The 12,667-nt window shown below is 31.7% G+C and carries 15 protein-coding genes and 1 pseudogene; 8 read left to right on the plus strand and 8 right to left on the minus strand.

The window, feature by feature from the left end:
• Positions 1-35 precede the first annotated feature (35 nt).
• Genes C564_RS0126595 through C564_RS0126605 form a run of 3 tightly spaced genes read right to left on the minus strand, consistent with a single transcriptional unit; the run spans position 36 to position 2,749 of the window.
• The gene (locus C564_RS0126595; RefSeq protein ID WP_018767462.1) at positions 36-1,247 is read right to left on the minus strand and encodes a hypothetical protein; all 1,212 of its coding nucleotides are present in this window, start codon (positions 1,245-1,247) and stop codon (positions 36-38) included.
• A gap of 57 nt (positions 1,248-1,304) precedes the next feature.
• Complete coding sequence (locus C564_RS0126600; RefSeq protein WP_018767463.1) at positions 1,305-2,123, minus strand: YkgJ family cysteine cluster protein; 819 nt, start codon at positions 2,121-2,123, stop codon at positions 1,305-1,307.
• A gap of 20 nt (positions 2,124-2,143) precedes the next feature.
• Positions 2,144-2,749, minus strand: a complete 606-nt coding sequence (locus C564_RS0126605) for a recombinase family protein (RefSeq protein WP_018767464.1) — start codon at positions 2,747-2,749, stop codon at positions 2,144-2,146.
• Positions 2,750-3,069: 320 nt separating this feature from the next.
• Here C564_RS0126605 and C564_RS0126615 point away from each other — a divergent pair, with 320 nt between their 5' ends.
• From C564_RS0126615 to C564_RS0126650, 8 genes and pseudogenes are all read left to right on the plus strand, one after another.
• A complete protein-coding gene (locus C564_RS0126615; protein ID WP_018767466.1) occupies positions 3,070-3,777 on the plus strand; it encodes a hypothetical protein in 708 nt (235 codons plus the stop codon).
• 607 nt (positions 3,778-4,384) lie between these two features.
• A complete protein-coding gene (locus C564_RS32675; RefSeq protein WP_018767467.1) occupies positions 4,385-6,391 on the plus strand; it encodes a DEAD/DEAH box helicase in 2,007 nt (668 codons plus the stop codon).
• A 9-nt stretch (positions 6,392-6,400) separates the two neighbouring features.
• Positions 6,401-7,141 (plus strand): hypothetical protein, encoded by a 741-nt coding sequence (locus C564_RS34140; protein ID WP_018767468.1) that lies wholly within the window; start codon positions 6,401-6,403, stop codon positions 7,139-7,141.
• Positions 7,142-7,518: 377 nt separating this feature from the next.
• Positions 7,519-7,740: pseudogene (locus tag C564_RS0126630) on the plus strand (recombinase family protein); the annotation flags it as partial.
• A 132-nt stretch (positions 7,741-7,872) separates the two neighbouring features.
• The gene (locus C564_RS0126635) at positions 7,873-8,817 is read left to right on the plus strand and encodes a tyrosine-type recombinase/integrase (protein ID WP_018767470.1); all 945 of its coding nucleotides are present in this window, start codon (positions 7,873-7,875) and stop codon (positions 8,815-8,817) included.
• 20 nt (positions 8,818-8,837) lie between these two features.
• On the plus strand, positions 8,838-9,008 hold the full coding sequence (locus C564_RS37000) for a hypothetical protein (RefSeq protein ID WP_018767471.1): 171 nt from the start codon (positions 8,838-8,840) through the stop codon (positions 9,006-9,008).
• 26 nt (positions 9,009-9,034) lie between these two features.
• On the plus strand, positions 9,035-9,229 hold the full coding sequence (locus tag C564_RS0126645) for a hypothetical protein (RefSeq protein WP_018767472.1): 195 nt from the start codon (positions 9,035-9,037) through the stop codon (positions 9,227-9,229).
• Positions 9,230-9,437: 208 nt separating this feature from the next.
• Positions 9,438-10,031 carry a DUF4030 domain-containing protein gene (locus C564_RS0126650; protein ID WP_018767473.1) on the plus strand — a complete coding sequence of 198 codons (594 nt, stop codon included), beginning with the start codon at positions 9,438-9,440 and terminating at the stop codon, positions 10,029-10,031.
• A gap of 113 nt (positions 10,032-10,144) precedes the next feature.
• Here the strand turns inward: C564_RS0126650 and C564_RS0126655 are convergent, their stop codons facing one another.
• From C564_RS0126655 to C564_RS37005, 5 genes are all read right to left on the minus strand, one after another.
• Positions 10,145-10,744 carry a hypothetical protein gene (locus tag C564_RS0126655; RefSeq protein ID WP_018767474.1) on the minus strand — a complete coding sequence of 200 codons (600 nt, stop codon included), beginning with the start codon at positions 10,742-10,744 and terminating at the stop codon, positions 10,145-10,147.
• Positions 10,745-10,971: 227 nt separating this feature from the next.
• On the minus strand, positions 10,972-11,295 hold the full coding sequence (locus C564_RS0126660; RefSeq protein ID WP_018767475.1) for a hypothetical protein: 324 nt from the start codon (positions 11,293-11,295) through the stop codon (positions 10,972-10,974).
• A gap of 167 nt (positions 11,296-11,462) precedes the next feature.
• Positions 11,463-11,741, minus strand: a complete 279-nt coding sequence (locus C564_RS0126665) for an AbrB/MazE/SpoVT family DNA-binding domain-containing protein (RefSeq protein ID WP_018767476.1) — start codon at positions 11,739-11,741, stop codon at positions 11,463-11,465.
• A gap of 203 nt (positions 11,742-11,944) precedes the next feature.
• Positions 11,945-12,439, minus strand: coding sequence for a single-stranded DNA-binding protein (ssb, locus tag C564_RS0126675; RefSeq protein WP_018767478.1), 495 nt, complete (start codon positions 12,437-12,439; stop codon positions 11,945-11,947).
• Between the two features lie 25 nt (positions 12,440-12,464).
• Positions 12,465-12,667: hypothetical protein (locus C564_RS37005; protein ID WP_018767479.1), on the minus strand; the 203-nt coding region annotated here is incomplete at its 5' end.

The following is a 12,667-nucleotide window of genomic DNA, read 5'->3' on the forward strand; positions in this document are numbered from 1 at the left end:
ATAAATTACTCCTTTTGATATCACCCTGTTTACAATTATCTACGTACATTTCTCCTAAACATTTCTATTGTGAATTGATTTGGGTATAATTCATCTAGCATCATGTAAGGACTGTCGCCCCAAAATTTTTTTAAAGGTGCTCCCAAGCCAATTTTTCGGACCCAATTTTGACTATATACTTTCTTTAACTCTTCATTTGTTAATTGTTCTTTCTTCTCGATTGTCCATTGTAAAGTTTCTAGTGCTTTTTCTTTTGTCCAAAAATTCATGGGTAAGTATAATAATTCTCGTTCTGTAAACTGCCCTGGATATAAGTCATTTAACATCTCATGTGGGCTACTGTTCCAATATTTCTCCAATGGTGCCGCTAACCTTCGTTGTTGCAACCATTTTCTAGAATATACTTTCTTTAATTGTTCACTTGATAGTTTTTCCTTCTCCTCAATTATCCATCGCAAAGCTTCTAATGCTTTTTCTTTTGTCCAGAAATTTAAAGGAGTCCTATTTAATTCCCATTCTTTGAATTTTTCTGGATACAAATCATTTAACATTGCATAAGGGCTAGCATTCCAAAACATATTGCATGGAACTTCTAACTTTTGTTTACTTAACCATTTTAATTCATACACGACTAATAATTGCTCATCGGTTAATTTTTCTTTTTCTTCAATCGTCCATTGTAAAGCTTCTAAGGCTTTCTCTTTTGTCCAAAACCTTAAAGGAGCCATATTTAATTCCCACTCTTTGAACTTTCCTGGATATAAATCATTTAACATTGCATAGGGACTACCATTCCAATAATATTCTATAGGGGTTCTCATTCCATGTTTTCTTAGCCAGTTGACACTATATATGCTTCTTATGTGTAGGTCTGTTAGTTTCTCTTTTTCTTCAATTGTCCATTTCAATGCTTCTAGTCCTGTTTCTCGTGTCCAAAATCCGGTAGGTACAAAATTCAGTTCCCATTCTTTAAATCGCTCTGGATAAGCGTCATTTAACATGGCATATGGACTTGTTTTATATTTTATTGCAAGTAGTCCACCAAGTTTATATTTTTTAATAATATTTTGTCCCCACTCTTTTTTTATTTCTTCGTCATTCCATTTTAAAATATTTTCAATAAGATACTTAGTCACACGCTTTGCTAAATCGTTATTTGTATCATTCTCCCATGTATATTGAGGAAATCGCATTCGCTTGCCTAACAATAATTCTTGATAGGTATCTTCAATTGTAATTACAGTCATTTTATTCCTTCTTTCATTAATAATATTAGCCAGCCTGACGATGTGTTGTGACGCCTATTAGGGCATCAATTCAGCAATTGTAATAGTTCCTAGTTTCTTATGGAAAAAAGAAGGAACTAAAGAAGAATAAACAGGCTTTCTTTTTTTCTTGTTCTTATTGTGATATATCTTGAACCAATAGACGATCGGATACGCTCTTACAAGTATTTCTTGTCCTAGGTATGTTGTTTTAAGCATCCTATTTACTTGTGAGTCTGAAGGTTCAATTTCAGGTGTTTGTAATGCATTAGCATGAATACTAGGGATATTTTCACAAACTGCGGATTGAGGACTACTTATCATAAGTAAAAGAGAATCATGAGTAGTGCCAAAGGTTCTACAGACCATAGGTCTTTTATTGTATACTGTACAGCTTCCATTATTTTCATCTAATAAGGGACAAGGGAATTGGAATCTTTCTGTTTGTTGATATTGTTCTACATCTTTAGAATCAACTTTTCTCCTATTCTGAAAACTTGTATCCTCTTCTAATCTCTTGTATAATCCAGGATTATTGATTCGTAATGAATCTAAATGTTTAAGTGCCTTTGTAAAAACACCTTCAGCAAACCCTATGCCAATATTACGCATTTCTTCTAAAAGTAATTCGAATTCTAACATTGAAACAGGAAAGACATCATAGCAACAATTGAAACACCCTTTTCCACAAGGGTGATTTTCAAACTCTTTATGTGTAGCTTTGTAATCTGAAATGATGCTATCTATTTTAAAATATTTTTTATAAAGGTTCCCGATGTAACTATTCGGATCTACATCATCATGACATTTTTTTCGTTTTTTGCCACTACCACAAAAACATTGTTCATTTCTACTCATCTTTTTCCCCCTTAATTTTTCTATGTTTTACTTTCATGCCTCTTCACAAGTCGGTAAAATGTAGCTTTCGTTAGATTCGCTTGTTTCATTGCCTCAACAGCGGTTATCGTACCTGTTTTCCAGGTGTTATAAGCAGTGATAAATTCATCTGTAATTTCTACCTTCGGTCTTCCGAGATGTTTCCCTTGTTTCTTAGCCAAATGTATTCCTTCCTGTTGTCGAACTTTTATCTTTAAGCGCTCTTCTTCAGCAAGCCACGAAAGAATTTGAAGTACCAGGTCTGTAATGAGATTTCCTAAGTTGTCCTGATACTTAGTTGTATCTAATAAAGGCATATCAATTACAACGATGTGGGCTTTAATATTTTTAGTGATATCCTTCCATTCATTTAAAATCGCTTCTTTGTTTCTCCCAAAACGATCTAATGATTGTACATATAAAATATCTCCTTCCCGTAACATCATTTTTACAAGTTGATATTTTTGACGATTAAAATCTTTACCAGATTGTTTATCAATGAAAATATCTCTTTCGTCAATACCAACTTTTTTCATCGCTTCTAGCTGTCTACCTTCATTTTGATCTTTACTACTCACACGAATATATCCGAATTTTCTGTTATTCAAGGTGTCAAAATCTCCTTCTCTTGATGTTTTATAATACATATTATAACAAAACAGTTCCAAAAGGTATCTATTTTTTAGAGACGTTTCAAAAATGTATTTTTGAGGTTTTGGAACGTATATTTCATGTGATTTTAATAGTACCAAAAGGTGTACCTTTTGAAACGATTATTCTATTAGTTATTTTATTTAAAGACCCTTCTTTCAATTGAAAAAATTAAGCAGAGAACAATATCCTTATATTTTTATAGTGTTATAATTTACTTATATATTTACATTGACGAACGAGTTGATATTGAGAATAACAAAAAGGAGTGGGAAGAATGAATTTCAAGAGTGTAAATGAATTAGAGGAATTTTTCAATGAGCAAGGTATTTTCCCAATGAATGCTTTTAAGATTAAGGGTGAAATGCCAGAGATTTTAATAACTGGTGAGAATAACTTTGATAAAATGTTTCAATTTATTAAACTAAACAAAATAAAAACTGTAATGTATCAGGCTTTTGTTATAAACGAAGAGGAATATCTCATTCCGGATGATTCAATCGAATATCTGATTGGTGAAAAAACAATGGAATTCCTAGATGAATATGGATATAAAGAAGGCTTACATTCTGCTATTGAACAACATAATAAAATAGTAAAGAACCATTTAGGATTATTAGATGCTTACCTATTAGATGTTATTAATGAGGGCGTTTTATATAGAGTTACGATGAGTAATTATGATATTGATCCTGCTGAGGGTATGATAGAAGATTTCCTTTCTAACTATGAATTCGAAATAGAAGAGTATGGTCAAAAACTTAGAGAACAAGGTAATGAAAAAAGAAGGAATTTGTTTAAGGAGAAAGAGAGAAAAAAACAAGAAGCAATTGAAAGTTTAATTCAGGAGCATATCCAGGAGGTAAAATCTTTACCTAATAAACCTTCAAGAGCTGAATATTTAGTAAGAATTGCTGAGGAAAAAGGTATAGATGTATACAAAAAAGATATTATAATGGCTCTAGATTTAGTTCTTAATAAATAATTTAAACACCCTACCCGCTGTTTCTAGTAACGTGGTTAATGGGCCTAAGAAAATAAAAATAACGATTTATTATAGATCGTTATTTTTATTTACATTAGTTACTTATATATTGTTGTTACAATATTATTGATATAACTTAAAATAAAACCTGTAAAAATTAGTATAAATATTGGATTTGATACAGTAATCTGCTCTTTCTAAGTTTTAGTCTTTTTGGGCGAATGAACGATACTACCGCCGACAATTCTACTAGATAGTGTGATTTTATTCTAATCAGTTACCAGTAATTTTATTATTACTTCCTCTTTTGGATTTAATAATAAAGGGTTGATTCCCCACTCTTCTCCGAACCCATAATTATAGATAGTACAATACTTAATACAAGTGAAATACTTACCATCTAATAATTAAATATGGTGTTGGCTTTCACAAATTATTATATAATGGTGTTAAAAATTATGATTCAATATAACGATTAATATCACTATAAATACTTAATACACTCATATCTCTAATTATGTTTTAAAAGTACTTTATACCCAATTATTAACTTTAATATTCGTTAGGTTAATGCATAATTTCACAAATCCTAAAGGAGGTAGAAATATTGGATTCTAATAGCTTTTTTTTCAATAACGTAGATATGGACTTTTTAGATGACATATCAATCGAGCAGTTAAAATCGTATTCTCAAGAGAATGCTCAACGTATGTACCTAATCAAACAACCATTAAGCGAAAAAAAATACGATTATACTGTAAACAAAGTATTAATCTTTTTATGCCCCGATTATAATATTCAACTGGTTAACTTAAATTTAAAACAAGATGATTTCGATGAAATGTATCTAGACTTCACTGAGGATTTAGGACATATAGCAGATAAGTATAACTATACAGATATTATATCTAGGCCCCGTCACTGGAAACCATTTATAAAAAAAATAGATGCATCTATTTTTTTTAAAGCCACAGCTACTACTCAGGCCATCAATGATTTTATGAGTAGTAACCAATTAGAAAATGATTTACAAAAAAGAACCGTTAAATTACTTATTTCATTACTAACAGGTAGTATTAACTCAGCTGAAAAAGTGGGTAAAGAATTACCAAAGAGTACATTAGAAAAAGTTAAACAAAATATTATTCTCTTTGATGGTGATCAGACAAGATTTATTTTTGAAGAAAGTTATAAGGACAAAATAATTAAAGTACAAGGTTTGGCAGGCACAGGGAAAACAGAACTCTTATTACACCGATTAAAAGAGCTTTATGTTTCAGAAAAAGAAGCGAAAATTGCATTTACATGTCAAAGTAAAACTTTGTCTAATAGGCTTAAAAACCGTGTTACAGAGTTTTTTAATTTTATGCAAGTAGCAGAACAAATTGAGTGGGAAGAAAGGCTTTGGGTTATGCACGCCTGGGGTTCAGTAAAAGATAGCTATAACCTAGGAACCTATGGTTTAATCTGTAAAAAATACAATTTACCTTTTTATACCACAAGAGAATGTTCATTTGCTGCAGCTTGCAAAAAAACATTAGATTATGCCAAAAGTTTAGAAATAGATTTTGAACCATTTTTTGATTATATGCTTATAGATGAAGGACAAGATTTTACAGAGGAATTTATTGAACTTTGTTCGCTTTTTACTAAGAACGAAGTTTTCGTAGCAGGAGATATCTTCCAAGATATTTTTGGTATTCAAAAAATTGAAACAAATCCTCATTATTTGTTAAATAAATGTTATAGAACAGACCCTAGAACACTAATGTTTTCACACGCTTTAGGGATGGGACTATATGAACAACCTTCTTTAAGGTTTTTAACAGATGAAGAATGGCTTGCATGTGGATATAGGTTCAAAAAAGATCAAACAAACTATTTACTAAGCAGAGAGCCTGTTACAAGATTTGAAAACCTTGACCCTTTAATGAATCCAAGTAGTATGCATATAATTGAATCTGATGAAACTCCAACTATAATTCAAGCTATCAAACAAATACAGACTGATTATCCTGATGTTTCTCCTGATGATATTGCAGTTGTGTATCCCAACCCAAATTTAAATTATAAGAAAATCGATGATTTAGAATTTGCGGTATATCAACACTTAGGTTGGAATGTTAACGTAATACATAATACAAAAGAAACTTATCCCAATACTTTAACCGTCTCTAATAGGAATAACATTAAAGGATTGGAGTTTCCTTTTGTTATTTGTGTAGTTGATTATTCCGTAAATAAAAATCCAACTATGAGAAATACCTTGTATATGACTCTTACACGCTCATTTATTTCCTCATATTTACTAATTGGAAAGATTCAAAACGCTGAATTAATTTTAACGTTGGAAAAAGGATTAGACGAAATTAATAGTTCTCTACAAATGACCATTCCGGAGCCTACTCAAGAAGAAAGAGAGCATCAGGAAAGAATTATAAAACAATATAACAAGCCCGTTCAAAATCAACATGATATTTTAACAGAAGTTTTTGATGGATTAAATGTTTCTAAAGATATGAGGCCATACTTTAGAGATATTGTAAGTCAGTTAAGGCCTAATGAAACCAACAGAGAAAAGCTTAGAATGTTTATTTCGACGCTATTGGGTTAGGTGATATTAATGAGTAAAGAAGCTAAGTTTTTTATAACTGATTTTAGAGATTATCATAAATTCGTGAATGAGCCAGTACGTCACAAAGAAGATATTATTAGAATATTACTATTAACCCTAAAAATACTTTTAATAGAAGAAAAATTTGAAGATGAAGACAAAGGAGAAGTAAATGTCATAGTCGATAAAACAAGCCGAATTTACTTCGTTTGCAAAGAACCTAATGAATTACCAAGTAAATACTATTCCTTTGTATTTCCATTCTTTCTAGAACAAATTAACCCAACTCAATGGAGTGTAAAATGCAAAATAAGCTCCGAGGTTATTAGTACTGAATTAATAGATTATCTACTTGTTTTATTGAATAAAGGCTGGTTTTCTGATAATAACATCAATTCAGATGGCATTGACAAATTCGCTTGCGACTATTTAGATGAATTTGAAGAATACTATAAATTGACAAACATTATTAAAGATGAAACAACTACTTTTGATGTAACACATTGGTCAATAATAAAAACTTTACTTACATTTGAACCGAGTTATATACGATATGATCATGATCCTAAACATCAAAATGGAGACATCCACCCTTTAGATCACTTAGATGTGCATTATACTACAAGCGGGACATTCAAATTAGGATTGGATAATACGTTATCTTTAACAAATAGACTCGATTTAAAAACATTTAAAGATATTCTCGAAAATGGAAAATCACGTGGCGATTTATGTTATAAATTAAAATGACCTATACTAAAATTACTATTTATTTTTAGAGCTATTACCTGAATCTACTTTCATTTTAATAACTAAAACTTTTATGATTAAAAAAAGGACACCTAATCAAAAACAATCGTTTTTGATTAGGTGTCTTACAACAATTCGAGAATGATTCAAAATGTTGTCTTATTTTTTTATTAACGAAAAATGGTATAAATATGCTATGAATCAATGAAAATTATTTATTTCTTTTATGGTGAATGAATATTTGAATGCTTCCGTTCATGTTTAACTAGAAAAACAAAAAGAACTTGTAGGAATTCCTACAAGTTCTTTTTAGTTTAAGGTGAATATACGGGACAAACAAACTATCTTACAGATTCATCATAGAAACTACAGGGGTAATAGATCGTGAAATGATTAAGGAAAAACAACATGCGGGAATAAAGCTAGCAAAACAAAAAGGCGTATATAGAGGAAGAGTGAAGAAATACACGGATAAACATCCTGGCATGAACTATGCAATTGAATTACGAAAACATACCAATAAAACAGTAAAGGAAATATGCCAGATTACAAGAGTGAGTCAGGCCGCTCTATATCGTAGATTAAAAGAACTTGAATAAAGTTCTTTTTTATATTTGTAATTAAATCCCAGGGTGGCCCCTCATACCCAGAATCGTTTCCGTACCCCATACAGACGTTCAGCTAACTTCCAAATTTGATATACTAAAAGAAAAAATTAGGATGATAAGGGTATGCCAACAAAGGAATTCCAAGACACAGTACAGCATTTTGCTTCTTTCTTACTAGATAAAGGAAGAAAACCTTCCACAATTAAACGGTATGTTTATGATATTGAAGATTTTGGTCAATGGTTGCAAAACTCTACAAAACTCCCTACATGCAATATATGGATGACACTTGATACAAAGGATTATGAAGCTTATTTTTACGATTTAAAGAACCAAAGACAGTACTCTGATAAAACAATGCACCGTGTTTATAGCGTCTTAAATAGACTGTATCAGTATTTAAAACTACCAAATCCGTTAAAGGACATGCAACTTAGTATTCAACCGAATCGTGCGTTACGTGCTGAAGACTTTATTTCAAAAGAAGAAGAGAAAAGGTTAAAGGTCATTTTAACTTCATTAGAAGGATTAACAGAAAAACAACGTTCCGTTCGTCCAGCACTTATGGATCGTAACATTTCTATTGTGCATTTTCTCATTCATAATGGATTATCCTTACAAGAACTTGTCGGTTTACAGATGAAGCACGTCCATTTTGAAAATAATACGATCTCAGTACCAGGAATAGTGGGTATAGAAAGAACGATTCTTTTAACTGAAGAAGATAAAAAGCGTTTATTTAACTATTACAAAATCATTCCTGAACCTGTTCGTCCAAGATACCATAGTAATGATCCATTGTTTGTAGCCTTTGATTTTACTCGGAAAACTTATCATTGGTCATATGAAAATGATGCGCCTAAAGCTCTAACAGAAATTGCCGTCCAAAAAATGATTCGAATTGAAGTTAAAAGAGCGAATTTACGAAAAGGAATTTCAGCACAACATCTTCGAAATACCTTCATTTTACGGCTGATTGAACATGGAATTTTAGAGGAACAAATTATAAAACAGGTAGGTTTTAAATCTAAACTTTCGTTAAAAAGATATTATGATTTCATGGATTAAAAATAACGGAGGAAGATAGTATGAAGGAAAATAAAAAACAGGAGCAACAGTACATAAGAGTGTATACATTAAGGGATAGAAGTACCAAATCCATTAAGGTTGAATCTTGGCGAACGTTTAAAGAGGAGATGAGAGTTCTAGGTCTAAAAGAATCGGATATTTTTCAAATTCAGTTAATAAAAAAGCAATAAGAGAAAAATGAAGGGAGTATGTTGCAATGAATAAAGGAGATGCTATTTTACGGTTACTTATGGAAATGAAACTGGAGCTAAAAGAAGTAAAAGAGCAAATGGAACAGATGCAAAAATCTCTGGAAAACATAGAGAAACAAAGCCTAGCTAAACAAAGTGAAACCTCTTCGACTGTTTCTAAAGGAAATCGTGATTGGAAATATCCCTCTAAAATGAAATGAAATTGATAACAGTTACAATACAAATTAAGGAGTACAGTATTGGTGTGTACATTGATTTTTCGAATCTGTAACAATTAAGTGAAGGTTTTTCGTTTGCTTTGAAGAATACCTAACCAAATATGAAAATTAGATCGATTACACTTTTATTATGTTTTTACCATCTGAGACTCAAATATATAACAAAGCATTTACGAGAAAGGAGATTGAAATGAAAAAAAGAAAAGGGGTAATTCTCCCTCTTGTATTAGCTATTTTATTAGGTGCATGTCAACAGAACGATAAAGAAGAAGCAAAAAGTGAAGAAGAAAAAGTTATAGACACTATTGTGGAAACGGTAGATGAAAAGGACTTCCTTAGTGCCTCCATGAGCGATACACCAAGAACAGTAGACTTAGAAATAGCTGATACTGTAAATACAAGTAAGTTAAAAAAAGCGATTAACACTCAATTAAAGAATCAAGATATTAGACCATATACAATTAATGTGAGTCAGAGAAATATGGACATTGTAAAGAAAGAGGGGCGATGGAGCGAAGTTTACAGTTCTATTTTTGATGAAGTGTTTACCAAAAATGGATACAAAGGTTTTGGAATTCAGCTAGTTAATTTCGAATCAAACCAACCATTTACCCTTGCTATACATACTACAATAAATAATTCTGATCCAGAAGCCAAAGAGTTTGGAAAGAAAATAGAAAAGGAAGTTGATGATTTACTTAAAACAAAGAAAGTAAAACAATGGATTGAAAACGACTCATATACTATTGAAATTTTTAGTCAAGATAAACAAAAACTCAACTAATCTGTTAATACGGATACCTTAAATAAAAAGAGACGCTACTAAGTTAAAAAGACTAGGAAAATAAATCCTAGTCTTTTTAACTTATACTATTTATTTCTATATTAGAGAAAAAATCACTTATAATATACTTGTCCACCTGATAATTTAACTGTTCCTCCACCGTGATTTCTAAGTAAAAGTTTGTAATAATTATGCCATCCATCTGTAAGGTGGGAAATAGGAATGTTTAGCCCACCACTAAAAGAACCTCTAGGGACTACCTCGCCTTCTTTAACATCATCTCTATATACTTCTACTCCTAATCTGACTGTATTTGATGCTTCAACATGTACACTTTGAGGTCGATAAAATGACATTCCACCGTTGATCCATCTATATGAACCAAAACTAGTTGGTTGAAGATTATAGACATTCATAGCTAAAGGAGTTACAAGTGTCTCCTCTTTAAGTTTACTATCATTAGAATCAACTAATGGATTAGGAACAAGAGACTGATTTAGTTTATCTATTTCCCCCTTAGTATAGGTTTTAATCAGATTTTTGTCTTTGTCGTAAACATCAAAAATCGGTGTTTCACTACTCACTTCATTAATGTTTATACTTTCTGTAGATATAGAAGAAGGTAAAGCTTCTCCATATGCTGCCGTTGAAGGTAAGATTATTCCTGCTGCTAATGCAAGTATCCCTGCCTTTGCTAAAAATTTTCTCTTCACACCATCATCCTCCTATTGTGAAAAATATTGGTAATTCACCTCGCACCACTATCATATATTACAAGCATTGTAAGTGTAAATTAGTTTTCAGAATATTTTTATAACTATGGATTATGGGAACATTTTTATGAATTGCACGAGAGTAATAGGGGTAAGGGCTACAAGAGAAATTTTAAAAATTATGGGAACAAAATTTTTTTATAAAAATAAAAAGAAGAACCCTGATTTTAAGAGTTATTCTTTTCATTATTGGATGTTTGTGATTCCCATTCGCGTTCGATTTTTCGAAACCATTTACCGATTTTACTTAAATAATATCTCTTTACTTCCCCATATGGAATCCAAATTTCACGTTCTTCTATTCGATCCATTACTTCACTAAGAATCTCATCATGCTCGTATTTTTTAGGTCTTCTATGATTCACTTGTACAAATTTTGTATATTCTCTACGAAGACAATTAGAAATGCGTTCTCTTTGTTTTTGTCTGAGATGCGACCATTTCTTGTTTGTTTGACGGATTTGTCCATTAACTTTTATATGATTTTTCATAGACAAGCCTCCTATTACTGTCAAAGCGAATATATAACTATCGTAGCACACTAAATTCAGAAAAGGGAAAGAATCCCCTAATGGAGATTTCTGTGTTTTTTATTTTTAATTTCGGTACGTGAAATTATTTATATTTGGCTAAAAAAAGCCCCTATAAATGAGGCTAATTATTTTACAAGATACTGTTGTACTTCTTTTATTAGTAGCTCTGCACCTTCTGGGCTTAATGTAATCTTGCCGTTTGCAAGAGAAATATTCTTATCAGATACTTCTCCTGTTATTGCACAAGCACCATGCGCTTCGTATTTTTTTAAGATAATCTTTTCACCTTCTACATAAATCTCTAATGGTGTCTTTTCTTCAATTTCCAGCGTGCGCCTTAACTCCATTGGTATAACTATACGTCCTAATGGATCTAATTTTCGAGTTACTCCTGTTGATTTCATGAAACCTCTCCCTTATATAATCTATAGCTCTATATTTTATACCCTATGCCATTTTCATTGTAACAAGCTTTCTCCAAAGATTGAAAACATTATAAACCAAAAGCTCACAATCATAAGAATAATTTCTTTACACCTCTGTGAAAAGGGATACTGTGTGTCTTCCATCTATCGCTCCCTCCTTTTGTACAATAATCTACTTTACCTTAGAATGGTAAATCGTCGTCCGAAATATCAATTGGTTGACCTGAATTAGAGAATGGATCATCATTCTTTTTAAATCCAGAATTACTAGATTGATTAAATGAGTTCGAACCTTGATTACCAAAACCAGCTCCTACTGGCTGTTGATTAAATGAATTATGTTCTCCTCCACCACTATTACGTGGCTCTAAAAATTGTACGCTCTCTGCAACCACCTCTGTAACATATACGCGCTTCCCGTCTTGCCCCTCATAATTACGTGTCTGAAGACGACCATCTACACCAGCTAAACTACCTTTCTTTAGATAGTTTGCTACATTCTCAGCTTGTTTACGCCAAACAACCACTGAAATGAAGTCAGCTTCTCTTTGTCCCTGGTTTGTGAACGGTCTATTCACAGCTAGCGTAAATGTTGCGACCGCAACCCCATTTGGCGTGTAACGCAAATCAGGATTCTTCGTGAGACGACCAACTAAAATTGTACGATTTAAAGACATGTGTTTTTTCCTCCCTTAGTTTCCTCTATTTTTTAGGTTCACCAAACCATTCATACATAGCTTGACGACTAATAATCCATTCTTTTCGTTTTCCTTTTGGGTGTAAAAAGAATTTTATTAAACCTTCATCTAACATCCGTTGTAACTCTACTACTTTCTTTTCAGTCATACCTGAAGGGCTGAATTTGTGCTTTAGTGTTTCACGAGGAATCCCCCAATGAAATGATG

Origin of the sequence: Bacillus sp. 105MF (assembly GCF_000374885.1) — a bacterium.
In the GTDB taxonomy this organism is placed as follows: Bacteria; Bacillota; Bacilli; order Bacillales; family Bacillaceae_G; genus Bacillus_A; species Bacillus_A pseudomycoides.